This window comes from Pseudomonas sp. QS1027 (genome assembly GCF_002814235.1).
Lineage (GTDB): Bacteria > Pseudomonadota > Gammaproteobacteria > Pseudomonadales > Pseudomonadaceae > Aquipseudomonas.
In genome coordinates this window covers 225,136-250,751 of record NZ_PHSU01000003.1, presented here as the reverse complement: position 1 = coordinate 250,751, position 25,616 = coordinate 225,136, and the positions used below count along the sequence as shown (strand labels likewise).

Genomic DNA, 25,616 nt, shown 5'->3' with positions numbered 1-25,616 from the left:
GCCAAAGACGATTCACATCAATGGCCGCAGGTAGAGTGGACGCTTCTGATACCATGGCGACTCTGTTTCTTCAGGTGTCTGAATCATGGCATTTCGCCCTCTCACGGCCCGGGCTCCCGCCGCCCTGCTTCGCGAAGCCAAGCCGCTGAAAGCCATTTTCGGCCATGCCCAACGCCTTGCGCATTTGCAGCGCCTGGTGGAAAGCCAACTGCAACCCGCCGCCCGCGAACACTGCCACGTGGCTTCGTGGCGCGAAGGCAGCCTGCTGCTGATCGTGACCGACGGGCATTGGGCGACCCGCCTGCGCTACCAGCAAAAACGCCTGCAACGGCAACTACAGGCGTTCGATGTCTTCGAAAGCCTGACCCGCATCCTGTTCAAGGTGCAGCCGCCGACCGTTCCCCAGGGCGCCGTGGGCCACACCATGGATTTGTCCATGAATGCGGCGCAAACCATCCAGGACACCGCCAACGGCATCAGCGACCCGAACCTGCGCGCCGCCCTCGAGCGCCTGGCCAGTCACGCCAAGCCCAAGGCCTGAGTCGCCATCTGATCGCCCGCCCCATCGTTGGCTTCAGCCCCAGACCTGGCAAAAAATCCATCGAGGTTGCCCGTCCGGCAGAACCCTGCCGCGCTGGTTAATCTTTGCGCCTGCCTGGTCGATAGCAAGGCGTTCCCCCATAAAACAATCAAAACAACAATCCGGTTCTCCCCTAAGAAGAGCCCTTAAGGAGCAGAGGAACAGCTTAGGCTCAACCCTGCCCAGCGCGCGCCACCTCCACCGCCTGCCTGGACACCCAAAACCTCAGCGGACCTCCAAAGCCATGAACAAAAACCTCAAATTCAGTCACAAAATCCTGCTGGCCGCGTCGCTGATCGTGCTGGCGGCCTTTGCGCTCTTCACGCTGTACAACGATTACCTGCAACGCAATGCGATCCGCGACGACCTCAACAGTTATCTGCATGAGATGGGTGGCGTCACCGCCAACAATATCCAGACCTGGCTGGCCGGCCGCAGCCTGCTGATCGAAAACCTGTCCCAGTCGGTCGCCCTCAACGCCGACCCGGCCAACGTCTCCAACCTGCTGGAACAGAAGGCCATCACATCGACCTTCATGGGCGCCTACCTGGGCAACAAGGACGGCAGCTTCATGATCCGTCCGGACAGCAAGATGCCCGACGGTTATGACCCACGTGCCCGCCCCTGGTACAAGAGTGCCGAGAACAGCAGCGGTTCGGCCCTGACCGAACCCTATATCGACCTGGCGTCCGGGCAGTTGGTGATTTCCATCGTCAACACCGTGCGCAAGGCCGGCCAGAGCGTCGGCGTGGTGGGCGGCGACCTGAGCCTGCAAGCCATCGCCGACAGCCTCAATGCCTTGAGCTTCGACGGTAACGGCTACGCCTTCCTGGTCAGCGCCGATGGCAAGATCCTGGTGCACCCGGACAAGGCCCTGGTGATGAAAAACCTCAGCGACGTCTATCCCCAGGACACCCCGCGCATCGGCAACGAGATCAGCGAAACCGTGGCCAACGGCAAGACGCGCATCGTCGCCTTCGCCCCGATCAAGGGTTTATCTTCGGTAAGCTGGTATGTCGGCGTGTCCGTGGACAAGGACAAGGCCTTTGCGATGCTCAGCAATTTCCGCAGCTCGGCCGTGATCGCCACCACCATCGCGGTACTGATCATCATCGCCCTGCTCGGCCTGCTGATCCGTGCACTGATGCAACCGCTGCACGTGATGACCCGCGCCATGCAGGATATCGCCGACGGTGAAGGCGACCTGACCCGGCGCCTGACGATCGAGTCCCAGGACGAGTTCGGGATCCTCGGCACCGCCTTCAACCGCTTCGTCGAACGCATCCACACCTCGATCAGTGAAGTCTCCTCGGCGACCCAGCAGGTCAATGAAGTGGCCCTGCGGGTGGTCAGCGCCTCGAACTCGTCGATGCTCAACTCCGACGAACAGGCCAGTCGCACCAACAGTGTCGCCGCGGCCATCAACCAGTTGGGCGCCGCGGCACAGGAAATCGCCCGCAATGCCGCCCAGGCCTCGAACCAGGCCAGCGATGCCCGCGGCCTGGCCGAAGACGGCCAGCAGGTGGTGGAGCGCAGCATCAAGGCCATGCACCAGTTGTCGGAAATGCTCGCCACTTCCAGCACCAACATCGAATCGCTGAACAGCAAGACAGTGAATATCGGGCAGATTCTCGAAGTGATCACCAGCATTTCCCAGCAAACCAACCTGCTGGCCCTCAACGCCGCCATCGAGGCGGCACGCGCCGGTGAGGCCGGACGTGGCTTTGCGGTGGTCGCGGACGAGGTGCGCAACCTGGCTCATCGCACCCAGGAATCGGCACAGCAGATCCAGACCATGATTGAAGAACTGCAGGTCGGCGCCCGGGAATCGGTCGGCACCATGGGCCATAGCCAGCGCCATAGCCTGGAAAGCGTGGAAATCGCCAACCTGGCCGGCGAACGCTTGAGCAGCGTGACCCAGCGGATCAGCGAGATAGATGGCATGAACCAGTCCGTCGCAACGGCCACCGAAGAGCAGACCTCGGTGGTCGAGTCGATCAACATGGACATCACCGAGATCAACACCCTCAATCAGGAAGGCGTGGAAAACCTGCAGTCGACCCTGCGGGCCTGTGCCGACCTGGAACAACAGGCGGCACGGCTGAAGCAGTTGGTGGGCAGCTTCAGGATTTAAGCGGCGCAGAAGAGCCCGCGGGCTTTTCTGCCTCGGACTCTTCCTGCAATTGCTGCCAGAGTTCGGCGGCACCGGGAAACTCGGTGCCGTCTTCAGGGGTCATGGCGTCGGTGTCGTAACGGCTCAGACAGCCTTCACCTACGGTCGGCGGCGCCTTGGAGGTTGCCTTGTCGAGTGGATCGCTCATTGCCACACCTCCAGGCCCGTCAACGGGCTGTCAGAACACCACGGTCTTGTTGCCGTGCACCAGCACACGATCTTCCAGGTGATAACGCAGGCCACGGGCCAGTACCATCTTCTCGACATCGCGGCCGAAACGCACCATGTCTTCGATGCTATCACTGTGGCTGACACGAACCACGTCCTGTTCGATGATCGGGCCGGCATCCAGCTCTTCGGTTACATAGTGGCAAGTTGCCCCAATCAACTTCACGCCCCGCAGGGACGCCTGGTGATAAGGCTTGGCACCGACGAACGACGGCAGGAAGCTGTGATGGATGTTGATCACCTTGTGCGCGTATTCGTGGCAAAGTTCCGGCGGCAGGATCTGCATGTAGCGCGCCAGTACCACCACATCGGCCTCATGGTGTTTGACCAGGCGTGAGACTTCGGCAAATGCCGGCTCTTTATCCTGCGGGTTCACCGGCACGTGGTAGTAAGGAATACCGTGCCACTCGACCATGCTGCGCAGGTCATCGTGGTTGGAAATCACACAGGCGATCTGGCAATCCAGCTCATCGCTGTGCCAACGGTGCAACAGGTCCGCCAGGCAATGGGATTCACGGCTGGCCATCAACACCACGCGTTTCTTCTGCTCGGTGTCGGTGATGCGCCAGGTCATGGAAAACTCTTCGGCAATCGGGGCAAATGCCTCACGAAAGGCGTCCAGACCAAACGGCAGGCTGTCGGCACGAATCTCGTGGCGCATGAAGAACCAGCCACTGAGGTTGTCGGAGTGGTGACTCGCTTCGGTGATCCAACCGTTGTAAGACGCTAGAAAGTTACTGACTTTGGCAACGATGCCAACGCGGTCGGGGCAGGCAATCACCAGCCGGAAAGTGCGCATGAGGGGAGAACTCCAGAACTTCGCAAAGGTCGCCATTCTAGCGAGTACGGGAAAAAACTGCAGTATTCGTTGCAGCGCCCGCCCACTCCCGCCCCGGCGCCGGTTTCCCCCTTCACTTGTAGTGGGCTTTTCCCGAGTGAGCCGGCGCACCCCGCAGATAATTCAAACATCGCCGCAACAAGACAGCTCTTGGCCGGCGCCGCAAAAACTTCTAAGTCCGCGACAAGGTCACGCTTAAGTTTCAAATTAAATGCAATAAACCTTCTATTAAATGTTTACTTGCTCAAATACTCTGACTACTATTGCGTCACTGTACCCCTGTCGTCCTGACTCAGCATAAGGTAGTGTCCATGTCCCTGATCCAGAAATACAACGAAACCAAGAGCGCCATCGAACAGCTGCAAGCCCAAATGGCTGCAATGGAAAAAGACGGCGCGCTGAAAAAAGAAATGGAATTCGAAAGCAAACTGCGCACTCTGCTGGGCGAGTACAACAAGGCTCTGCCAGATGTCATCAACATCCTGGACCCACAGGCCAAAGCCGGCAAAGCCGTACGCGGCGCCGTGAAAACCACCGGCACCAAGCGCGCACGCAAGGTCAAGCAATACAAAAACCCGCACAACGGTGAAGTGATCGAAACCAAAGGCGGCAACCACAAGACTCTGAAAGAGTGGAAAGCCAAGTGGGGCGGCGACGTGGTTGAAAGCTGGGCTACCCTGCTGGGCTAAGCCAAGCCGGTCACGGACGCTATTCGCGACCTACGAGAAAACGCCAGTTCACTGGCGTTTTTTATTGCCTGCGATTTAATCGCCGCCTGTTTAACCGGCCGCCAGGTTAAACCGCTCGCACAAAGAGAGTGCATAGTCCTGCCACTGCTCCAGCACCTGACGCTGCGCCGCTGTTGCATTCGGCAAACACTTCATGAGGTGTCCGGTAAAATCCTCCAGGGTATTCGGCGCGCCCCAGGCCGCCTCGGTCAGACGCTGCTGGCAGAATGTACGCCAACGCTGTTGCTCTTCTTCACTCAGGCTGGCGGGAAAGTTACGCGCCCGGTAACGAAATAATAATTCCGGCAACCGCTCATCATCGAAAGGCCATTGCCCACGCGCCAACTGCTCGGGCTCCGCAGTGCGAACTTGCTCACACAAACGCCGGTCGCGATCGCCGATAAAGCCGTCGTATAACTGCTGCTCCGGATCCTCGCTGGGGGCAAAATCTTCGCCAGCATAAAGGGCCTGGACTTTATCCCGCCAAACTTCCTGGGTCTCAGTCAGTTGCTGACGACGCGCTTCATAAAGCGCCATATCCAACTGCAAACGTTGCTGATCTTCAGCACGCAATACCTTCAGCGGCGCCACCACCGGACAACGGTTGACATGAATCAACTTGAGCGGCACCGGCAGTTGCCCTTCGGCGCGGTCCTCATGGCGGATGTAAAGCTGCTGGCGCAAGGTATCGGCATCCAGGTCCAACAGCGGCTGCGGATCCTGGGACAGATCACAGACAATCAAGGCATTGCGGTTACGCGGATGCCAGGCCAATGGCAGGACCACCCCCAGATAATGACGCGCGGCCGAAAAACGTCCGGAGATATGCACCATCGGCTGCAACAGGCGAATCTGATCCATCACCCGCTGTTTGCTGCGCAACTGAAACAGCCAGTCATACAACTTCGGCTGTTTCTCGCGGATCAACCGCGCCAGGGCAATGGTGGCGCGCACATCGGACAAGGCTTCGTGGGCATGACCATGATCGATGCCATTGGCCGCGGTCAGGCGTTCAAGCCTGAGGGTCACCCGCCCATCGTCCTCGGGCCAGACGATACCTTGCGGACGCAGCGCGTAGGCCGCCCGCACCACATCGATCAGGTCCCAACGGCTGTTGCCGCCCTGCCACTCGCGGGCATAGGGATCGAAAAAGTTTCGATACAGACTGTAACGAGTGACTTCGTCGTCAAAACGCAAGGTGTTGTAGCCGGCACCGCAGGTACCCGGAAGGGACAGTTGGGCGTGCACGCGGGTCATGAAGTCGGCCTCGACCAACCCCTGCGCGGCGAGTTGCTGCGGGGTGATACCGGTAATCATGCACGCCGCCGGGTGCGGCAGGATATCCTCGCTGGGCCGGCAATACAGGTTGACCGGCTCATCGATCTCGTTGAGCTCGGCATCGGTACGGATGCCTGCCACCTGCAAGGCGCGATCGGAGCGCGGATTGATCCCGGTGGTTTCGTAGTCGTACCAGAAGATAGAGGTCACGGCAGGTTCCTGAACAGAAGACCGATGCAGTCTAGGCGTTCAGCGCCCCCTCGGACCAGCATCCCGTAACAACTGGGCGCTGCTACTTCGATACCGTTCATTACAGAGTTAAGTTGCTTAGCCAGGCGCCGCTGGCTAGGATCGGGCCTCTGTCCGCAAGGACCTGCGACCTTGCCGTCGATTTCAGCACCGAAAAGGAAGACTGCGCTGCAAACACCCCTGGACACCCACTATCGCGTCGAAACCCCGGAAGGTATCGACCTGCCCCTGCGTCCGGCCGGCCTGCCCGTGCGGGCAGTGGCGTTCGCCATCGACCTGGGCGTGCGCGGTGTGCTGCTCGGTGTCCTGCTGAGCGCGTTGATGCTGCTGGGCAAGCTGGGCCTGGGTCTCGGCTCGATCGTGCTGTTCCTCGTCAGTTGGTGGTACATGGTGCTGTTCGAAGTGCTGAACCAGGGCCGCTCGCCGGGCAAACAGATGATGGGCCTGCGGGTCGTGCATGACGACGGCACGCCGATCGGCTGGGCCGCCTCCCTGACCCGTAACCTGCTGCGTTTTGTCGACATGCTGCCGTTCGGTTATTTCCTCGGTGCCGTCAGTTGCCTGCAACACCCGACCTTCAAGCGCCTCGGCGACCTGGCCGGCGGCACGCTGGTGGTCTATCGTGAACAACCGCTGCCACGCCCCAGCCTGCCCCAGGCGACACCCCGTAGCGCGCCTTTCGTCCTGCGCCTGGCGGAACAGCGCGCCGTGCTGAGTTTCGCCGAACGCCAGGGCGACCTCAGCGCCGAACGCACCCGCGAACTCGCGGCGCTGCTGGCTACGCCCCTGGGTGTTCCGGCGTCCCGGGCCGCGGCCGAGTTGAACGGCATTGCCCACGGACTGCTGGGCCCGCCATGAAACAGAGCCTCTTTGAAAGCCGCCATCAGCCCGAGTGGCAACGTTTTGCCCAATGGCTCGAGCAGATGGAACGCGGCAAGGCGAAAGCCACCGACCTGCGCGAATTCCCCGCCCATTACCGGCGCCTGTGCCAACAACTGGCCCTGACCCAGGAACGCGGCTACAGCAGCCATCTGGTCGATGCCCTGCAACAGTTGGCCTTGCGCGGGCACCAGCAACTCTATCGGCACCGCAGTCACCTCGGTACCTCGGTGCTGGGTTTCGTCTTCGCCGGTTTCCCTCGCCTGGTGCGCGAGCAATGGCCTTTCGTCGTGGTTGCCGGCGTGCTGTTCTTCGCCAGCCTGGGGCTGACCGGCCTGCTGATCTATCTGTTTCCGGACCTGGTCTACAGCATCGTCAGCCCACAGCAGGTGGCCGACATGCAGGCCATGTACGACCCCGCCGCCAGTCGCCTGGGACGCACCGTCGCACGGGCCTCCAGCGAAAACTGGGTGATGTTCGGCTACTACATCATGAACAACATCGGCATTGCCTTTCAGACCTTCGCCGGCGGCCTGCTGTTCGGCCTGGGCAGCCTGTTCTTCCTGCTGTTCAACGGCCTGACGATCGGCGCGGTGGCCGGCCATCTGACCCAGATCGGCTACGGGCAGACCTTCTGGTCCTTTGTCATCGGCCACGGCGCCTTCGAACTCACCGCCATCGTCCTGTCCGGGGCCGCCGGCCTGCAACTGGGCTGGGCACTGGTGGCACCGGGACGCCTGTCCCGCGGCGAGGCCCTGCGCCTGAACGCACAGAAAAGCATCCAGATGGTCGGCGGGGTGATCCTGTTCCTGCTGATCGCCGCCTTTATCGAGGCCTACTGGTCGTCCATGAGCCACCTCGCACCACGACTCAAATATGCAGTAGGCGCCGGACTCTGGCTGCTGGTAGGCGCTTATCTGCTGTTGGCCGGACGGAGCAAGCATGCGCCTGACTGACGCCAGCGTTGCCATTCGCCCCCGCAACACCTGGGAAGCCATGGACCTCGGCGTGCTGCTGGCCCAGCAACATCGCGGCTTGCTGATGGGCTCCTGGGCGCTGGTCACCTTGCCGGTCTTCGCGCTCCTGAGCCTGCTGCTCTGGGAACACCCCTCCATCGCCCTGCTGCTGTTCTGGTGGCTGAAACCGGCGTTCGAGCGCTTGCCGCTGTATATCCTGTCCTCGGCCCTGTTCGGCGATACCCCGACCCTGAAACAGGCACTCAAGGCCTGGCCGCGCCTGCTCAAGCCACAACTGCTGGCGAGCCTGACCTGGCGCCGCCTGAGCCTGAGCCGCAGTTTCACCTTGCCGGTGCAACAACTCGAAGGCCTCGACGGCCAAGCCCGCCAGCAGCGCCTGCGGGTACTCCTGCCCCAGAGCCTGGGCGCGGCGCGCTGGCTGACGCTGATCGGCGCGCACCTGGAATATGTCCTGTGGATCGGCCTGATGGCGCTGTTCTATCTGTTGCTGCCCCGGCAGATCGACATCGACTGGCACTGGCAGAAACTGCTGTTCGCCGCCCAGCATGAATGGCTCTGGCTGGAACACCTGAGCAACGCCTTCTACGCGCTGATCCTGATTCTCTGGGAGCCGATCTATATCGCCTGCGGCTTCAGCCTCTATCTCAACCGCAGGACGGTGCTGGAAGCCTGGGATATCGAACTGATTTTCCGCCAGTTGCGCCAGCGCCTGCTGCCGGTGGTCGCCGCACTGCTGCTCGGCGTCGGCCTGTTGTCGATGCCCTTCGCGTCACCGGTCATGGCCGCCGAACCACCGGCACCGAACACCCCGCGACTGCTCAAGCAACCACTGACCAGCCAGGCCTCCCATGACGCGATCCAGGCGCAGTTGCAGGCGCCACCGTTCAGGAATCCGGAAACCGTCACCCGCTGGCGACTGGGCGAAGCGTCCGCCAAGGCCGGCGACAAAGCCTCTTCCGGCTGGCTGAAGGCCCTGCTGGAGCGTTTTGACAGCCGCATCGCCGGCACACTCGCCCAAGGCCTGGAGATCCTGCTCTGGGCCGCGCTGTTCGGATTGCTGGCCTGGTTGGCCTGGAGCTATCGGGATGGCTGGCAGACCTTCGTCGGCCGGCGCCCGAAGCCACGGGCCAAAGCCGCCCCGAACGCCACGCCGCAACTGTTCGGCCTGGCGCTGGACATCGACAGCTTGCCCGAGGATATCGCCGCCAGCGCCGAAGCCCTCTGGCCCCAGCAGCCGCGCGAAGCCATGAGCCTGCTTTACCGTGGCCTGCTCAGCCGCCTGCTGCATGACTATCAACTGCCCTTGAAAAGCGCCGATACCGAAGGCCAGGTCCTGGAACGGCTCGGCCAGTTGGCGGAACCGGCCCTCCAGGCCTTCAGCCAGGAGCTGACCGGCCACTGGCAGAACCTCGCCTACGGACATCGCCTGCCAGCGCCCCATCAGCAACAGGCACTGTGTGAAGGCTGGCGACAGTTGTTCGGTCGGGGAGCCGTCCGATGAACCGGCGCCTGTCCTGGCTGATCGGCCTGGCACTGTTGGCGGTGCTCGCAGGCGGCGGCCTCTACCTCTATCAAAAGGCCACGCCCTACACCGAGGTCATCGACCACGGCCCTTCACCCGAAGCTCGCGCCAACCCTTACCTGGCCGCCGAAGAGTTTCTACGCCAACGCGGCTTGAAGGTCACCCATGCCAACAGCCTGGACATCCTCCCCGGCCTCGACCCGCGCGGACAGAACCTGATGCTGCTGGGCGAGCGCTCGAACATGACCCCGCGCCAGGCCGACCAGTTGCTCAACTGGGCCCGGGCCGGTGGGCGACTGCTGTTTGTCGCCGAGGCCCTGTGGAACCCCAAGACCGGCAGCAGTGGCGACCTGCTGCTCGACCGCGTGCAATTGCACCAACTGCTGAGCAAGGACCTCAAGGGTGACGGCCCGGAACCGGAAGACGAGCGTTACCCGCTGTTGACCCGCATGTACCTGGAAGACGAAGACGCTCCGGCCTACTTCAGTTTCGACACCGCGTTCCACTTGTCCGACCCGAAGAACCTGGCGCAATCCTGGGCCAACAGCGCCACCTCCACCCACCTGATGCAACTGGACTACGGCGCCGGCACGGTCACCGTGCTGACCGACGCCGACCTCTGGACCAACCCCGCCATCGGCCGCTACGACAACGCCTGGCTGCTCTGGTACCTGGCCCAGGACAGCGACGTGACCCTGCTGTTCAACACCGACCACGACAACCTGCTGACCCTGTTATGGCGCTACTTCCCCCAGGCCCTGGTCGCCCTCGCCGCCCTCCTCGGCCTGTGGTTGTGGCATGTCGGCCTGCGCCAGGGGCCGTTGCAGGCTCCCGCCTCGCGGGCACGCCGACAACTGCAGGAACACTTGCGCGCCAGCGCCGACTTCCTGCTCCGTCGCAGCGGCCATGAAGCCCTGCTCCAGGCCTTGCAGCAGGACATCCTGCGCCGGGCCCGCAAGCGTCATCCCGGTTTCGAACGACTCGGCGTTGCCGAACAATGGCAGGTGCTCGCGCGCCTGACTCGCCAACCCACCAGCGCCATCAGCCAGGCCTTGCGCCCGCGACCCAAGCAACGCCTTTCCAGCGTTGACTTCAGCCGCCAGGTCGCCCACCTGCAAACTCTCAGGAATGCCCTATGAGCGAACAACAAGCCGAACCGACCAGCCCGGTGGATGCCGAAGCCCATGCCCAACAGCAGCGGCATCGCGCCAGCCAGCTGGCCCAGGCGGTGCGCCACGAACTGCAAAAGGTGCTGATCGGTCAGGACAGGGTGATCGACGACGTGCTCACCGCGCTGATCGCCGGCGGCCATGTGCTGCTCGAGGGCGTCCCCGGGCTGGGCAAGACCCTGCTGGTACGGGCCCTGGCGCGCTGCTTCGGCGGCGACTTCGCGCGTATCCAGTTCACCCCCGACCTGATGCCCAGCGATGTCACCGGCCATGCGGTCTACGACCTGCAGACCGAACAGTTCAAGCTGCGCAAGGGCCCACTGTTTACCAACCTGCTGCTGGCGGATGAGATCAACCGCGCCCCGGCAAAAACCCAGGCGGCGCTGCTCGAAGCCATGCAGGAGCGCCAGGTCACCCTCGAAGGCCGTGCCCTGCCCATCGCCCAGCCGTTCATGGTGCTCGCCACCCAGAACCCGATCGAACAGGAAGGCACCTACCCGCTGCCCGAGGCCGAGCTGGACCGTTTCATGCTCAAGCTGCGCATGGATTACCCCGATGCCCAGCAGGAGCTGGACATGGTCCGTCAGGTGACCCGATCGACCAAGGCCGACATGCTCGAAGTGCAGCCCCTGCGCACCCTGTTGCAAGCCAAGGACGTGCTGGCGTTGCAGCGGATTGCCAGCGAGTTGCCGCTGGACGAGCAGGTCCTCGACTATGCCGTGCGCCTGGCCCGGGCCACCCGCAGTTGGCCGGGCCTGACCCTCGGCGCCGGGCCGCGGGCGTCCATCGCCCTGGTCCGTGGCGCCCGAGCCCGAGCCTTGCTGCGCGGCGGCGAGTTCGTGATCCCGGACGATATCAAGGGCTGCGCCCTGGCCGTGCTGCGGCATCGGGTGCGAATCGCCCCCGAACTGGATATCGAAGGGCTGTCGGTCGACCAGGTGCTCAAGCAACTGCTTGACCAGGTCCCGGCGCCGCGCCAGTGAGGCCCGTGCGTCCATGAGACCTTCACGGCTGCTGTTGATCTGGCTGGGCGTCCTGCTGGCGCTGGGCATTGGCCTGGGCACGCTCAGGGCCCTGGGCGTCGAGCTGCCCGAGTGCATCGACTCGATTGGCTGGGGCTTGCTGCTGGCCTTGCTGCTGTTGAGCCTGCTGGATGGTGTCCGAGTCAGGCGCTTGCCCTCGCCGTGCCTGAAACGCAAGCTCCCCGGTAGCCTGGCGCTGGGCCGCTGGGGCGAGGTGCACCTCGAGCTCAGTCACGATCACCCCGCGCCCCTGCGGGTGCAGCTCTTCGATCACGTCCCCGCAGGCCTGGCGTTCGACAATCTGCCCCAAGCCATCACCTTGCAACCGGGCGAAGGCAGCCAGCTGACCTATCGCGTGCGTCCCTTGAACCGTGGCCATTTTCGCTACACGCGTTGCGAAGTCAGCCTGCCCAGCCCGTTGGGCCTGTGGTCCGAGCGACGCTACCTGGAACTGGCCGATGCGACCCGCGTCTACCCGGACTTCGCCCGTCTTTATGGCGCCCAGCTACTGGCCGTCGACAACTGGCTCAGCCAGCTCGGCGTGCGCCAACGCCAGCGTCGCGGCCTGGGCCTGGAGTTCAACCAGCTCCGGGAGTTTCGTGAAGGCGACAGCCTGCGCCAGATCGACTGGAAAGCCACCGCTCGACAGCGCACGCCGATTGCCCGGGAATACCAGGATGAGCGCGACCAGCAGATCGTCTTCCTGCTCGATTGCGGGCGGCGGATGCGCAGCCAGGACGGAGAACTGGCGCACTTCGACCATGCCCTCAACGCCTGCCTGTTGCTCAGCTATGTGGCCTTGCGCCAGGGCGACGCGGTAGGCCTGTGCACCTTTGCCGGCGAGCAGCCGCGCTTTCTCGCCCCGGTCAAGGGCCAGGGTCAGCTCAACGTACTGCTCAACAGTGTCTACGACCTGGACAGCACCCAGCGCCCGGCGGACTACCAGGCCGCGGCCAGCCAACTGCTGGCCCGGCAGAAACGTCGGGCCCTGGTGGTACTGGTGACCAATCTGCGCGATGACGACGATGAAGCACTGCTGACCGCCGTCAAACGTCTTGGCCGCCAACATCGGGTGCTGGTGGCCAGCCTGAGGGAAGAAGTGCTCGACCAATTGCGCCAGGCACCGGTGCAGACCCTGCCCGAAGCCCTGGCCTACTGCGGCACGGTGGATTATCTGAATGCCCGGGCCACCCTCCATGAACGGCTGGCCGCCCATGGCGTACCGGTGCTCGACGCCCGCCCGAGCGAGCTGGGGGCCGATCTGGTCAGCCGCTACCTGAGTTGGAAAAGGGCCGGAACCCTGTAAGAGCCCGCCCCTTGAAGCCCCGCGCTAAGCGGAAGCCTCCAACGGATGGAAGCTGAAGTAATGCTGCAACGCCGCCACCAGTTGCAAATACTCCGGGGACGACTCGAGCAGCCTGAACCCCGAGTCGTAATACCCCGGAGTGGTCTCCTCATGGCACCACAGACAGAGACCGGTCAGGTCAATCAATTGCTGGGCGTCATCGCCGAACGGAAGCTTCAGTTGCAGCTCGAACTCGGCCTTGACCAGCAAGGGTAACTGACTGATCAACATCAGTCCTTCTTCGCAGACATTGCCCAGGTAGCCAATAGGCTTGCCGGTGTAGCGATTGAACACTTGCAGGAAATAAGGCAGCTGATGCCGCTCGATTCGACGCTCAGTAGACATGGCAATGATCGCTATATAGGCCATTCAGCATGGCCGCGCTAATGCTACGGAGCAGACGGACGGTCCTGCTCTCCCTTGGTCTCGGCGCGATAGTGGCAAATCGCCCTATCGCAGAACCTCTACCGAGCCATGGTTTTCAACTCAAAGGAATTGATAAAACTGAAACCATACACTCGAATGTTAGCGCAAAGCTGGCAGAGAGCCAGTTACTAATATTTCAACCATCATTACAACGGGGCGGGGCTGACTTGAGCTGGCACTGCGCCATCAGTGTGCCCTAACTGCCGCAAGGTATCCAGGCGTGCCCGGGCGCGGTACGCATACTCGCTGTAGGGGTACTGGGCGAGGATGAACTGATAGGTCTGTATCGCGTCGACGAACAGTTTCTGGCGCTCCAGGCACTGGCCGCGCAGCATCGACACTTCCGGCTGGATGTATTGCCGGGTGCGGCTCTCACGGTCGACCTGGGACAACTGCAGTATGACGTCCTCACAGTTGCCGCGATCATAGGACCGATAGGCATTGTTCAGATGGCTGTCCATCGACCAGCGGGTGCAACCGACCACACTGGCTGCCAGGGCTAAAACGAGCAAAATTCGCATGGGGGGTCTCCTGTTCTTGCTAGTGTATCGACCCGATGGCGAAAATCTCCAGAGTGTTCGCCAAACAACCTATTCGAAAAAAATCATTCGCAGAAAAGTAGTGCAAATGAACAATGACTACAGCAGAGGAGCATAGTAGCCTTTCGCTGCGCTTGAACTCAGGAGTCTCTGCATGTCCGTTCGTCGTACTAAAATCGTCGCCACACTGGGCCCGGCCAGCAACTCGCCGGAAGTTCTCGAACAGCTGATCCTCGCTGGCCTGGACGTTGCCCGTCTGAACTTCTCCCACGGTACTCCCGACGAGCACAAGGCTCGTGCCAAGCTGGTGCGCGACCTCGCCGCCAAGCACGGGCGCTTCGTCGCGCTGCTGGGTGACCTGCAGGGTCCGAAGATCCGTATCGCCAAGTTCGCCAACAAACGTATCGAACTCAAGGTCGGTGATCACTTCACCTTCTCCACCAGCCATCCGCTGACCGAGGGCAACCAACAGGTCGTCGGTATCGACTACCCGGACCTGGTCAAGGATTGCGGCGTCGACGACGAACTGCTGCTCGACGACGGTCGTGTGGTCATGCGCGTTGAAACCGCGACCGACACCGAGCTGCACTGCGTGGTGTTGATCGGTGGCCCGCTGTCGGACCACAAGGGTATCAACCGTCGCGGTGGCGGCCTGACCGCCCCGGCCCTGACCGAAAAAGACAAGGCCGACATCAAGCTCGCCGCCGAAATGGAAGTGGACTACCTCGCGGTGTCCTTCCCACGCGACGCCGCCGACATGGAATACGCCCGTAAACTGCGCGACGAGGCCGGCGGTACTGCCTGGCTGGTGGCGAAGATCGAACGTGCCGAAGCCGTGGCCGACGACGAAACCCTCGACGGCCTGATCATGGCCAGCGACGCGGTGATGGTTGCCCGTGGTGACCTCGGTGTGGAAATCGGCGACGCCGAGCTGGTGGGCATCCAGAAGAAAATCATTCTGCATGCACGCCGCCACAACAAGGCGGTGATCGTTGCGACCCAGATGATGGAGTCGATGATCCTCAACCCGATGCCGACCCGCGCCGAAGTCTCCGACGTAGCCAACGCCGTGCTGGACTACACCGACGCCGTGATGCTCTCGGCCGAAAGTGCCGCCGGTGCCTACCCGCTGGAAGCGGTGCAAGCCATGGCGCGTATCTGTGTCGGCGCTGAAAAGCACCCGACCAGCAAGACCTCCAGCCACCGTATCGGCAAGGTCTTCGAAAGCTGCGACCAGAGCATCGCGCTGGCGGCCATGTACACCGCCAACCACTTCCCGGGCGTCAAGGCGATCATTGCCCTGACCGAAAGCGGCTACACGCCGTTGATCATGTCGCGGATTCGTTCCTCGGTGCCGATCTACGCGTTCTCCCCGCACCGTGAAACCCAGGCCCGCGCGGCGATGTTCCGTGGCGTCTACACCGTGCCGTTCGACCCGGCTTCGCTGCCGCCTGAGCAAGTCAGCCAGGCTGCCGTGGACGAGTTGCTCAAGCGCGGCGTGGTCGAGCAAGGCGACTGGGTCATCCTGACCAAGGGTGACAGCTACCACACCATCGGTGGCACCAACGGCATGAAGATCCTGCACGTGGGCGACCCACTGGTTTGATCCTCGCAACCCAGCCGTAAAAAAGCCCCGCCTCTCGCAAGAGGGCGGGGCTTTTTCATGCCTGGGAGAAAAACCGCCGCGGAGGCTGTGTAGGCTCTTTCTGTTTTCACTGTAGTGTCGGCACATAGATCAGCTGACAGGCTAGCCTTGTCACTTGACCGCCGGATGCACGCCAAAGCCTCGGCAAGGAGAAGCGCTATGAAAGACCGAAACTGTCCTCCCATCACCCGCCACCCCTTCAGCCGGATGATGGATATCCAGATGATCGCCACGACGCTGGGGGGCGCCAGCCTGGCTGGCATGCTCTTCCCCAACATGGGAGGTGCACTGCTGGCAGGCTTGCTGCTGGGCGCCCTGGCCGGATTATGGGTCACAACACCCACCTGACACTACCGCCCCAAGGAAGGGTGCCATGACACTGGAACAGACCTCTTATTCGATTATCGCCGGCCTGATTCTTATCGCCTTCTATCTGGGGCGGTCCCTGTATTACCGACAACCCGCAGAACTGATCCACGCGGTGATTATCATCACCGCCTGCCAGGGAGTCGTGGCGGCCATCGCGCTGGGTTCACTGACCTATTTTTCCAGCGCCCACGAACTGGGGATTTTGCGAGAACAGAAGGACAGTATCCTGGTCGGCGCACTGGCACTGACGTGGGTGTCGGTGATCTCCGCCTATTCGAGTCTCATGCAACCCGGGCATCGGGCAAAGTCGTCCGGGAAACCTTGACGCTCAACGCCGGGTCATGAAACCCGAAAGCGCCGCAATGGCCTCGGGCGAGCGCAGCCGCTGGATAAACAACACCGCTTCAGCCTCGACCACCTGGCGCAGTTGCTCGCGATCCGGGTCCTTCATCAATTGCTTGCTGACCTGCACCGCCGCCGAGGCCAGTTGATCGAAGCGCAGTGCCACTTCCCGCGCCTTGGCCAGCGCCAACTCGCCACTGGGCAAGGCCTCGGTGGCCAGGCCCCAGGTCGCCGCCTGCTCGCCGCTGAAGCCCTCGCCCAGCAGCAGCAACTGCGCCGCCCGGGCATGACCGAGCAGACGCGGCAGCAACAGGCTCGAACCGAATTCCGGGCACAGCCCCAGGTTGACGAATGGCATGCGCAGACGGGCATCGGCGCTGACATACACCAGGTCGCAATGCAGTAGCAACGTCGTGCCGATCCCCACGGCCGGGCCCGCAACGGCGGCAATCACCGGCTTGCGGCAATCGAGCAGGCTGCGCATGAAGGCAAAGACCGGGCTGTCGAGAGTACTCGGCGGCTCTTCGAGAAAATCGGCAATGTCGTTGCCGCTGGTAAAACACTCGCTGCTGCCGCGAATCAACACCGCGTTGATTTCGGGGTCGGCGTCCGCTTCCCGCAACGCCTGGCCCAGCTGGCTGTACATGGCGCGGGTCAGGGCGTTCTTCTTGTCGGCACGGTTCAGGCGCAAGGTCAGCAAGCTGCCTTCGCGCTCCAGCACAATCGCGTCAGTCATGGAGATTCTCTTATTGTGGGGACCCGGCGCTCAGGCGTGCGGCACGAACACATCGGCCAGCAGTTGATTGCGCGGCAGCCCGGACAGGTACAGACGTTTCGCCAACGCCTCGACACTCGCCGGGGCCCCACAGAGTAGAGCCAGGGTCTGCCGGGAGACAAGGCGCAGTTTGGCCAGAAAGTCCGGCAGTTCGGCCCCCGTCACATAGTCGACACTCAGGTTGGGGAACTGCGCGGCCAGTTCGTTCAACGTTAGCGCCAGATAATGCTCGCTGTCGTCGTGGGCCAGGTGAACCAGACGGATCGGTCCTTCATGGCCCTGGCGCAGCGCCTCGCGCAACACCCCCCATAACGGCGCCAGCCCCGTACCGGCCGCCAGCAGCCAGAGTGGCCGGGCGTGCCAGTCCGGATCGTAATGCAAGGCACCGCCGCGCAGTTCGCCCAGGCGGATCGGCGCGCCGAGTTGAAGCCGGCGGGCCGCGTCGCTGAACGCGCCGGGTTGGCGGCAATCGAGGTGGAACTCCAGATAGCGGTCCTCCTCGGGCAGGCTGGCCAGCGAATAAGGCCGGGCAACGCCCTGCTCCGTCCACAACACCAGATGCTGGCCGGCGCTGTAGCGCAGGCTGCGCTCGGGCAGCAGGCGCAGGCGCAGGACCGTCGGGCTCAGCCATTCAAGCTCGGCCACCGTTGCCGACAGACCGTCACGGCGCGGGTCGAAGACTTCGACCTGGAGGTCTTCGCGCACCTGGCACTGGCAAGCCAGCCGCCAGCCGCGCTCGCGCTGGGCAAAGGCCAGGGCCTCCGGTCGGTTGTCCTGCGGTTCGCCGTGTACACAACGTACCAGGCAGGCATGGCAACTGCCCGCGCGGCAACTATAGGGCACCGCCACGCCCGCCTGGTTCAAGGCATCGAGCAGGTTGCTGCCGGTTTCCACCGACCAGCCCCGCTCACCCACCCGCAGCTCAGGCATCGGTGTATTCCCAGGCCGCGCAACAGCGATTACGGCCATCACGCTTGGCGCGATACAGCGCCTGGTCGGCGCGTTGCAAGGCATCGTCGAGGTCGTCTTCCACCCCCACCAGCGTCATGCCGACCGACAGGCTGAGGTTACTCACCGCCACCCCCATCAGCTCCACCTGGGTAAAGGCCAGGCGCAAGCGCTCGCAACAGGAGGTCAGGCGCTCGGGATCGGCATTGGGCAACAGCAACACGAATTCTTCTCCACCATAGCGCGCCAGCACATCGCCGTCGCGCACACAGGCCGTGGCCACGGCAGCGAACGCCTGCAAGACCTGGTCGCCGGCGGCGTGCCCGTGCATATCGTTGATCCGCTTGAAATGATCAAGGTCGATCAAGGCCAGGCCATGGACCACATCCGCGTCCATCAGCTCCAGCTCACGGGAAGCCAGGCGCAGGAAATGCCGTCTATTGTACAGCCCGGTCAGTTCATCAGTCGCCACCAGGTCTTCCAACTGGCGCATCATCCCGCGCAGGGTGTCCTGGTGGGCCTGCAAGGCAAAGCGGCGCTGGCGCATGCGTTGGCGGGAGGCTTGCACGTAGCTGGCGTAGAGGCACAACCAGAGCAGCACGACAAACAGCACGCACACCTGCAGCAACGCCAGGCCCGGGTCCGGCAACTGGAAGTGGTAGCCCTCCCAGAGATTCAGCGCGGCAAACGAGAAGAACACCAGCGCCGCACAGCGTATGAACTTGCGTTGCGGCAGATGAAACATGCCGAACAGCAGCACCAGCAGATAAAACACCAGGAACGTGCCGCGGGCCTCTTCGAGGTTGGCCATCAGGTAGGTTTGCCAAGCCAGGCCTATGAGCACCTGCAGCTCGGTCAGGCTGGGATCGCGAAAGAGCCGGTTGCGACCGCTGATAAATAGCCAGCCGAGTACGCCCTGACTGAGAATCACCAGGCCGCTGCCGACCAGGCCCGTGGTTACGCTGGCCTCATAGTGGTCGGTGAAAATCGCTACCCATAGCAGCGACAGCACCAGTAGATAGGTGCCGGCAGCCAGGGCAAAGCGTTTGCGTAACAGACTCTGTATGGCTTTATGGGTCAATCTTTGACTCACTGTGCGCTGAGGGCTCAAGGGGTTTCCTTCCCGTACAGGCCACTTGCCACTCTAGTGATCTGGATCAAAAATAACTATTCAATTTTTTGCCACTCATACAGTTTCATCTGGACGAGAAGGCAAGAAGAGTGCCGATGCCTCTGCGACCTTGGTTTGACGACTGACGGATGTGCCAGGCTCAAGGGCGGGTTATACTGCCGCGCCTTATTTTGTGCCGGTCATGCGTGCCCGGCTCGTCTCAAAAGATGTTTTCGACAGACCAGATACAAACAGGTCGCAAACACCTTATTTCCATGTTCCCGTCTTTATAGAGGAGCGCGACCCATGACCGTGATCAAGCAAGACGACCTGATACAGAGCGTTGCCGACGCCCTGCAGTTCATTTCCTATTACCATCCCGTGGATTTCATCCAGGCCATGCACGAGGCCTACCTGCGGGAAGAGTCGCCGGCGGCCCGCGACTCCATGGCCCAGATCCTGATCAACTCGCGCATGTGCGCCACCGGCCACCGGCCGATCTGCCAGGACACCGGGATTGTCACCGTGTTCGTGCGCGTGGGCATGGATGTGCGCTGGGACGGTGCCACCATGGGCCTGGACGACATGATCAACGAAGGCGTGCGTCGCGCCTACAACCTGCCGGAAAACGTCCTGCGCGCTTCGATCCTGGCCGACCCGGCCGGCGCGCGCAAGAACACCAAGGACAACACCCCGGCGGTCATCCACTACTCCATCGTTCCGGGTAATACCGTGGAAGTGGACGTGGCGGCCAAGGGCGGCGGCTCCGAGAACAAATCGAAAATGGCCATGCTCAACCCGTCCGACTCGATCGTCGACTGGGTACTGAAGACCGTGCCGACCATGGGTGCCGGCTGGTGCCCACCGGGCATGCTCGGCATCGGTATCGGCGGCACCGCCGAGAAAGCCGCGGTCATGGCCAAGGAAGTGTTGATGGAGTCCATCGACATCCACGAGTTGAAGAAGCGTGGCCCCTCCAACCGCATCGAAGAAATGCGCCTGGAGCTGTTCGAGAAGGTCAACCAACTGGGCATCGGCGCCCAGGGCCTGGGTGGCCTGACCACCGTGCTCGACGTGAAGATCATGGATTACCCGACCCACGCGGCATCCCTGCCGGTGTGCATGATCCCCAACTGCGCCGCCACCCGTCACGCGCACTTCGTGCTCGACGGTTCCGGCCCGGCTTCGCTGGAAGCGCCACCGTTGGACGCCTACCCGGAAATCGTCTGGGAAGCCGGTCCGTCGGCCCGCCGTGTCAACCTTGACACCCTGACCCCGGAAGACGTGCAGAGCTGGAAGCCGGGCGAAACCGTCCTGCTCAACGGCAAGATGCTCACCGGCCGCGACGCCGCGCACAAGCGCATGGTGGAAATGCTCAACAAGGGTGAAACCTTGCCGGTGGACCTCAAGGGTCGCTTCATCTACTACGTCGGCCCGGTTGATCCGGTGCGTGAAGAAGTCGTCGGGCCGGCCGGTCCGACCACGGCAACGCGCATGGACAAATTCACCCGGCAGATCCTCGACCAGACTGGCTTGCTGGGCATGATCGGCAAATCCGAGCGCGGCCCGACCGCCATCGAAGCGATCAAGGACTACAAGGCCGTGTACCTGATGGCCGTGGGTGGCGCCGCCTACCTGGTGGCCCAGGCGATCAAGAAATCCAAGGTCGTCGCCTTTGCCGAACTGGGCATGGAAGCGATCTACGAGTTCGAGGTCAAGGACATGCCGGTGACGGTCGCGGTCGACTCCAAGGGCGAGTCGGTGCACATCACCGGTCCCGCGATCTGGCAGAAGAAGATCCACGACAGCCTGGCGGTGGAAGTGCAGTAAGCGCTTTTGTTGCAGGAATAGAAGCGGCCCGGTTATCCGGGCCGCTTTTTTATTGCCTGCGATCTTGGGGAACACGCGGCACCTGTAGGAGCTGGCCTGCCGGCGATGAGGCCCTTGAGCCTTGCGGTGCTTGATCGTCCGCCATCGCCGGCAAGCCAGCTCCTACATTCAGGCGTGACTGGAGACAGGCCAGAGCTGCAAGGTGTCATCCACACGCTTGCGCGCCAGTTCGATCAGGCGCACGACTCCCAGCGCCAGTTTGCGTTTCGAACCGTCAAGTTGGTCGGCGGATTCATAAGCCGTCGCGGCAGCCGACTCAAGGATGTCACACACATCAATCAGCGCTTCTTCGACGCCGTTCGGATGATTCGGTTTACAAGCATTTCGGGTGGCCATCGGATCATCGCTGATCGGCAGGTTGTAGTGAGCGAAAACCCGGTCGACAACCGCGTTGAGTTTCAGGTCTGCGCAAACAGGTGGGTTGGGTGTAACTTTGAACATGACGTCCTCCGGAGTAGTGGAATCGTCATCCATCGCTGCTAAACGAGGTGGGTGGCGACTGTACGCGGGTTAGCAGACCGGGACTCCAGGAACCCAGCGCGCCCGAAGGCGCCCCACGCACAGCCGCCATAACGCATGAAGCGGGCATGAAAAAAGCGCCAGCCAAATGGATATGGGCGCTTTCTGTGCGCCTGGAAGTCAATCGGGCTGCTAAACCCGATCACTGAAATAGCAGTGACGGACCAGAGCCTAGTCCCGTGATTTTCCTGGCGCAAGCGATCTGGATTTTCTAGGAAACTTCAGTCAAGGGAAAGAGAAACGTCCTCCAATAGCCGAAAAACAGCCCCCCATTGCACCTCAATCTAGCGTGCCCACAGTAACCACCGCGCGCATGCACTCGCGCAACCACCCCAATGCCTGATCCCCATCCCGGCGCTGGTGCCAGACAAAAATAAAGTCGAACGAGGGAATTTCGAAAGGCGGCGGTACCACCACCAGCCGCTCATGATCGATATTACGCAAGTTGCGCGAAGCCACGGTCAAAATCAGGTCCGTACCGGCAATCAACTGCGGCGCCACACCCCAATGCGGCAAGCTGATCGCCACTCGCCGACGCTGATGAATCGCACTCAGCGCCCGTTCGATTTCCGCCGTCCCGCTGCCACGCATTTCCAGCAACACATGCGGCCGCGACAGGTAGCCCGGCAGATCAAGCACGCCCTCTGCAGGCAAACTGTCCCGGTCCACCAGGCAGGCGTAGTGTTCGCTGAACAGATGGGTACTGCGCAACGCCGGCGAAAAATCCGGGAACACCCCGGTTGCCGCATCGATATCGCCATTGAGCAACAGCTCCAGCATACCCTCGCGGCTAGCCTGGGTGATCTGCAGGTCGATCCCCGGCGCATCCCGCCGCAACCCCCGAACCAGACCCGGCAACAACATCGCCGCGCCATAGTCGGACATCGCCAAGCGAAACGTCCGTCTGGCCGACGCCGGATCAAAACCTTGTGGTGCCAGCAGGTCCTGCACCCGCCCCAGCGCATCGCTCAACGGTAACGCCAGTTCCAACGCCCGTGCCGTCGGCACCAAGCCGCCACCGACCCGCACCAGCAGCGGATCACCCAGCAAGTCGCGCAGGCGCGCCAAGGCATGACTGACCGCCGGCTGGCTCAGATGCAGGCGCTCGGCGGCGCGGGTCACGTGCTGCTCGGCGAGCAAGGCGTCAAGGATCACCAGCAGGTTGAGGTCGATGCGACGAAGATCATTCATCCGATGCATGTTCTTGATATCTTATTGGAATTTAAATTTGCCCGGCGAATACCTTAGAGTCCAGCAAAACCTGTTGGAGAATGATCATGAGTACCTTGAGTTGGGCCGGACTGCTGGCCCTGGCCGCCATCGCCGGCGCAGTCGTGCCGTTTCAGAGCGCGATCAACGCCAACCTGGGCCGCGGCCTGGGTCACCCGTTATGGGCAACACTGGTCTCGCTGCTGGTGAGCATGGCGGTGTTGTTGCCGGTGATACTCGCACTGCGCTTGCCGCTCCCGAACCTGGCCTTTGCCGCCAAGGCGCCGACCTGGATCTGGCTCGGCGGCGTATTCGGTGTGTGTTTCGTGGCCTTGGCGGTGCTGCTGGTGCCCAAGCTGGGGGCTGGGGGATTTGTCGCCCTGGCGCTGGCCGGGCAAGTGGTCGCCTCTTTGGTGCTCGACCACTTCGGCCTGTTCGGGCTGGTGGAACGCCATATGAGCGTACCGAGAATGGTCGGTGCCGTGCTGCTGATCGCCGGGGTGGCAATGATCCAGTTCAGCGCCGCCCCGAAAAACACCGCGTCAGCCGCCACCACCCAACCAAGCCTCAACCTCGCGAAGACAGTTGATTGATCGCCTTGGGATCGAGAATCGGCTGCGGCCCACCGTTTCGGGCCACCGCCAGCATCGCCCGGCCAATGGTTTCGGTGGTCTGGATGGTGTCCGGCCACAACCGCCGCAACACACTCATCAGCGGCCCGGCCAGCGTGTAGACCGCCTGGTAGAGCGCGGTCTTGGAACGCACGCCATGCAACGGCTGGATCGCACCGGGACGCATCAGGTACACCGCCTTGAACGGCAACCGTTGCAAGGCGTTTTCGGTACGCCCCTTGACCCGCGCCCACATGCTGCGGCCCTTTTCACTGCTGTCGGTGCCCGCCCCCGTGACATAGACAAAGGTCATGTTCGGATTGAGCCGCGACAAGGTCTCGGCCGCAGCCATCGTCAGGTCGTAGGTCACCCGGGTGTACTGCGCCTCGTCCAGTCCCACCACCGAAATACCCAGGCAGAAGAAGCAGGCATCGAAGCCCTGCAACTCGGCCTCGATACCCTGGTAGTTGAACAGGTCGGCATGCACCACCTGACTGAGCTTCGCATGGGTCTGGGTCACCGGCGTACGGCCAATGACCCGGACCTGCTGCACATCGTCGGCCAGCAGGCATTCACGTAACACACCCTGGCCGACCATGCCGGTGGCACCGAACAACAAGACTTTCATGGATGACCTCTCAGTGGCTTGGAAATGCTGGCAACTCGACAGGAGCACTGTAGTCGGCGGCGCGACTGACCTCCAACCAACGCTCCCCCGCCTCGGCACGGGCGGTCTCGGCCTGCCCGCAGTACTGCAAGGCATCGTTGCCGATCAACAGGTGCAGCGGCAGTTGCTCGTGATAGGCCAGCTTGAGCAGGATCTGCGCAATCCGATCAGGATCGCTCGGCTCATTGCCGGCGTAGGTACCGAGCAATTCCCGGATCGCACCGACGCTCGGCAGGTAGTCGTCGATGATCGTGGGTGTGCCCTGGCCTGCACGCACTGCCCAGTTGGTGCGCATGCCACCCGGCTCCACGGCACAGATCTTGATCCCCAACGGCGCCACTTCCTGCGCTACCACCTCGGTGAAACCACCCACCGCCCACTTCGCCGCCTGATAGGCGCTGAGCCCGGGCATGCCCAGACGCCCACCCACGGAGGAAATCTGCAGGATGTGCCCGCTGCGTTGCCCGCGCATCACCGGCAATGCAGCGCGGGTCACGTTGACCACGCCGAAGAAATTGGTCTCGACCTCGGCGCGGAACGCCTCTGCCTCGGTCTGCTCGAAAGGTGCGAGATGACCGTAACCGGCGTTGTTGACCAGCACATCGAGTCGACCAAAGCTATCGACCGCCACCTGCACCGCCGCTTCAGCCGCCGCCGCGTCCGTCACATCCAGGGCCACCACCCGCACCTGGTCGCCATAACGCGCCACCAGATCATCCAACCGTTGCGGCTCGCGCGCCGTCGCCACCAGGCGCTCCCCCGCAGCCAGAACCGCCTCGGCGATATTGCGACCCAGGCCGCTGGCACTGCCGGTAATCAACCAGACTTTAGACATGCTTGTACTCCTTACGATTATTGAGATAAATATTGAGTGAGCACTCACTCATTTTCAACGCAGAGCTTCAATACAAGAAACAGCCTCGCCTACTCCTTGGCGGTAGCACTCCAGAATGCCTGGAAACCGGCTTCGGCATAACGCTCGGCCTGGTCGGGTTCACGGCGAATGAAATCGATGGTGGTATCGGCCAGGGCACCCATGATCGCCGAGACAAACGCCGCCGGCTGGTCGCGGAACAGGCCGCTGGCAATGCTTTCCTGCATCATCTCGTTGACCTCGCAGAAATCCTGCATCCCCAGCAACTTGCTCTGTTCGGTAACCTGCGCGGACATCCCGAGCAAAGCCACCACCTTGCGTTTCCGCGGTTCGGCGACGCCCCAGTCGACATAACTCTGCCAGGCGTGCCGGGCGCGCTTCTTCACCGTTTCGGTGCGCGGGTAGCCGGGCATCATCACGTCACGCAACTCGGCCTTGATATGCAGGTAGAGTTCGTTGAGCAACACGTCCTTGGAACTGAAGTAGTTGAACAGCGTGCCCTCGGCGACCCCGGCGAGCCGGGCGATCTTCAGCGTCGGACAACCCAGGCCCTGCTCGGCAAACACCTCGATGGCGGCACTGAGGATAGCGTTGCGTTTGTCTTCGCTTTTCGGACGGGCCATGGGGAGGAGCGTTCAACTTATAAATGAGTAATCACTCAATTAAACCTGTCTGAACGCTGGTTTGCAAGCCCGCTGGTCGT

27 protein-coding genes are annotated in these 25,616 nt (G+C 62.4%); 14 read left to right on the top strand and 13 right to left on the bottom strand.

All coding sequences use genetic code 11. The annotated features are described in order from the left end of the window. The first annotated feature begins 85 nt into the window (after positions 1-85). Positions 86-541, top strand: a complete 456-nt coding sequence (locus CWE01_RS01775; protein WP_100938804.1) for a DUF721 domain-containing protein — start codon at positions 86-88, stop codon at positions 539-541. Between the two features lie 283 nt (positions 542-824). After that, positions 825-2,714, top strand: coding sequence for a methyl-accepting chemotaxis protein (locus CWE01_RS01770; RefSeq protein WP_100938803.1), 1,890 nt, complete (start codon positions 825-827; stop codon positions 2,712-2,714). Here CWE01_RS01770 and CWE01_RS01765 read toward each other — a convergent pair. Both CWE01_RS01765 and purU read right to left on the bottom strand, forming a co-directional pair. Then, entirely contained in the window at positions 2,704-2,901 is a 198-nt protein-coding gene (locus tag CWE01_RS01765; RefSeq protein WP_100938802.1) for a hypothetical protein, read from the bottom strand. The two genes, CWE01_RS01770 and CWE01_RS01765, sit on opposite strands and share 11 nt — an antisense overlap. Positions 2,902-2,931: 30 nt before the next feature. Beyond that, the gene (purU, locus tag CWE01_RS01760) at positions 2,932-3,780 is read right to left on the bottom strand and encodes a formyltetrahydrofolate deformylase (RefSeq protein WP_100938801.1); all 849 of its coding nucleotides are present in this window, start codon (positions 3,778-3,780) and stop codon (positions 2,932-2,934) included. A 350-nt stretch (positions 3,781-4,130) separates the two neighbouring features. Between purU and mvaT the strand changes: the two genes are divergently transcribed. Continuing rightward, a complete protein-coding gene (gene mvaT, locus CWE01_RS01755; protein WP_100938800.1) occupies positions 4,131-4,508 on the top strand; it encodes a histone-like nucleoid-structuring protein MvaT in 378 nt (125 codons plus the stop codon). Between the two features lie 90 nt (positions 4,509-4,598). Here the strand turns inward: mvaT and sbcB are convergent, their stop codons facing one another. After that, positions 4,599-6,035, bottom strand: a complete 1,437-nt coding sequence (sbcB, locus tag CWE01_RS01750) for an exodeoxyribonuclease I (RefSeq protein ID WP_100938799.1) — start codon at positions 6,033-6,035, stop codon at positions 4,599-4,601. Between the two features lie 171 nt (positions 6,036-6,206). Here sbcB and CWE01_RS01745 point away from each other — a divergent pair, with 171 nt between their 5' ends. From CWE01_RS01745 to CWE01_RS01720, 6 genes are read left to right on the top strand one after another with little or no spacing between them, the layout of a single operon-like run. Beyond that, on the top strand, positions 6,207-6,932 hold the full coding sequence (locus tag CWE01_RS01745) for an RDD family protein (RefSeq protein ID WP_100938798.1): 726 nt from the start codon (positions 6,207-6,209) through the stop codon (positions 6,930-6,932). After that, positions 6,929-7,909, top strand: coding sequence for a stage II sporulation protein M (locus CWE01_RS01740; protein WP_100938797.1), 981 nt, complete (start codon positions 6,929-6,931; stop codon positions 7,907-7,909). Before CWE01_RS01745 ends, CWE01_RS01740 begins: the two co-directional genes overlap by 4 nt. Further along, positions 7,896-9,431 carry a DUF4129 domain-containing protein gene (locus CWE01_RS01735; protein ID WP_100938796.1) on the top strand — a complete coding sequence of 512 codons (1,536 nt, stop codon included), beginning with the start codon at positions 7,896-7,898 and terminating at the stop codon, positions 9,429-9,431. Before CWE01_RS01740 ends, CWE01_RS01735 begins: the two co-directional genes overlap by 14 nt. Next, complete coding sequence (locus CWE01_RS01730; RefSeq protein WP_100938795.1) at positions 9,428-10,591, top strand: DUF4350 domain-containing protein; 1,164 nt, start codon at positions 9,428-9,430, stop codon at positions 10,589-10,591. Before CWE01_RS01735 ends, CWE01_RS01730 begins: the two co-directional genes overlap by 4 nt. Continuing rightward, positions 10,588-11,604 carry a MoxR family ATPase gene (locus CWE01_RS01725; RefSeq protein ID WP_100938794.1) on the top strand — a complete coding sequence of 339 codons (1,017 nt, stop codon included), beginning with the start codon at positions 10,588-10,590 and terminating at the stop codon, positions 11,602-11,604. The genes CWE01_RS01730 and CWE01_RS01725 overlap by 4 nt, the downstream gene beginning before the upstream one ends. Positions 11,605-11,617: 13 nt before the next feature. Further along, positions 11,618-12,949 (top strand): DUF58 domain-containing protein, encoded by a 1,332-nt coding sequence (locus tag CWE01_RS01720; RefSeq protein ID WP_100938793.1) that lies wholly within the window; start codon positions 11,618-11,620, stop codon positions 12,947-12,949. 24 nt (positions 12,950-12,973) lie between these two features. On the opposite strand, the gene CWE01_RS01715 is transcribed toward CWE01_RS01720, so the two are convergent. Both CWE01_RS01715 and CWE01_RS01710 read right to left on the bottom strand, forming a co-directional pair. Next, entirely contained in the window at positions 12,974-13,333 is a 360-nt protein-coding gene (locus CWE01_RS01715; RefSeq protein WP_100938792.1) for a PilZ domain-containing protein, read from the bottom strand. A 227-nt stretch (positions 13,334-13,560) separates the two neighbouring features. Then, the gene (locus CWE01_RS01710; protein ID WP_100938791.1) at positions 13,561-13,935 is read right to left on the bottom strand and encodes a tol-pal system YbgF family protein; all 375 of its coding nucleotides are present in this window, start codon (positions 13,933-13,935) and stop codon (positions 13,561-13,563) included. A 172-nt stretch (positions 13,936-14,107) separates the two neighbouring features. Here CWE01_RS01710 and pyk point away from each other — a divergent pair, with 172 nt between their 5' ends. From pyk to CWE01_RS01695, 3 genes are all read left to right on the top strand, one after another. After that, on the top strand, positions 14,108-15,559 hold the full coding sequence (gene pyk, locus CWE01_RS01705) for a pyruvate kinase (RefSeq protein WP_100938790.1): 1,452 nt from the start codon (positions 14,108-14,110) through the stop codon (positions 15,557-15,559). Between the two features lie 198 nt (positions 15,560-15,757). Then, complete coding sequence (locus CWE01_RS01700; protein ID WP_100938789.1) at positions 15,758-15,946, top strand: hypothetical protein; 189 nt, start codon at positions 15,758-15,760, stop codon at positions 15,944-15,946. Between the two features lie 25 nt (positions 15,947-15,971). Then, positions 15,972-16,292 carry a hypothetical protein gene (locus tag CWE01_RS01695; RefSeq protein WP_100938788.1) on the top strand — a complete coding sequence of 107 codons (321 nt, stop codon included), beginning with the start codon at positions 15,972-15,974 and terminating at the stop codon, positions 16,290-16,292. Positions 16,293-16,295: 3 nt separating this feature from the next. Here the strand turns inward: CWE01_RS01695 and CWE01_RS01690 are convergent, their stop codons facing one another. Genes CWE01_RS01690 through CWE01_RS01680 form a run of 3 tightly spaced genes read right to left on the bottom strand, consistent with a single transcriptional unit; the run spans position 16,296 to position 19,113 of the window. After that, positions 16,296-17,045, bottom strand: coding sequence for an enoyl-CoA hydratase (locus tag CWE01_RS01690; protein WP_100938787.1), 750 nt, complete (start codon positions 17,043-17,045; stop codon positions 16,296-16,298). Positions 17,046-17,075: 30 nt separating this feature from the next. Further along, positions 17,076-18,014, bottom strand: coding sequence for an iron-sulfur-binding ferredoxin reductase (locus CWE01_RS01685; RefSeq protein ID WP_100938786.1), 939 nt, complete (start codon positions 18,012-18,014; stop codon positions 17,076-17,078). Beyond that, entirely contained in the window at positions 18,007-19,113 is a 1,107-nt protein-coding gene (locus CWE01_RS01680; RefSeq protein WP_100938785.1) for a diguanylate cyclase, read from the bottom strand. The genes CWE01_RS01685 and CWE01_RS01680 overlap by 8 nt, the downstream gene beginning before the upstream one ends. A gap of 336 nt (positions 19,114-19,449) precedes the next feature. On the opposite strand from CWE01_RS01680, the gene CWE01_RS01675 reads away from it, so the two are divergent. Beyond that, a complete protein-coding gene (locus tag CWE01_RS01675; protein ID WP_100938784.1) occupies positions 19,450-20,973 on the top strand; it encodes a fumarate hydratase in 1,524 nt (507 codons plus the stop codon). Positions 20,974-21,141: 168 nt separating this feature from the next. Here the strand turns inward: CWE01_RS01675 and CWE01_RS01670 are convergent, their stop codons facing one another. Next, entirely contained in the window at positions 21,142-21,507 is a 366-nt protein-coding gene (locus CWE01_RS01670; RefSeq protein ID WP_256579297.1) for a DUF6124 family protein, read from the bottom strand. 324 nt (positions 21,508-21,831) lie between these two features. After that, a complete protein-coding gene (locus CWE01_RS01660; RefSeq protein ID WP_100938781.1) occupies positions 21,832-22,752 on the bottom strand; it encodes a LysR substrate-binding domain-containing protein in 921 nt (306 codons plus the stop codon). Between the two features lie 77 nt (positions 22,753-22,829). Between CWE01_RS01660 and CWE01_RS01655 the strand changes: the two genes are divergently transcribed. Next, positions 22,830-23,354, top strand: coding sequence for a DMT family transporter (locus CWE01_RS01655; RefSeq protein ID WP_100938780.1), 525 nt, complete (start codon positions 22,830-22,832; stop codon positions 23,352-23,354). Here the strand turns inward: CWE01_RS01655 and CWE01_RS01650 are convergent. The 3 genes from CWE01_RS01650 to CWE01_RS01640 all read right to left on the bottom strand — a co-directional run bounded on the left by CWE01_RS01650 (position 23,329) and on the right by CWE01_RS01640 (position 25,536). Continuing rightward, entirely contained in the window at positions 23,329-24,000 is a 672-nt protein-coding gene (locus CWE01_RS01650) for an NAD(P)H-binding protein (protein WP_100938779.1), read from the bottom strand. The genes CWE01_RS01655 and CWE01_RS01650 overlap by 26 nt on opposite strands. Before the next feature lie 10 nt (positions 24,001-24,010). Continuing rightward, positions 24,011-24,874: an oxidoreductase gene (locus CWE01_RS01645; protein ID WP_100938778.1), complete on the bottom strand. Its 864-nt coding sequence runs from the start codon at positions 24,872-24,874 to the stop codon at positions 24,011-24,013. 89 nt (positions 24,875-24,963) lie between these two features. Continuing rightward, complete coding sequence (locus CWE01_RS01640; RefSeq protein ID WP_100938777.1) at positions 24,964-25,536, bottom strand: TetR/AcrR family transcriptional regulator; 573 nt, start codon at positions 25,534-25,536, stop codon at positions 24,964-24,966. Positions 25,537-25,616 lie beyond the last annotated feature (80 nt).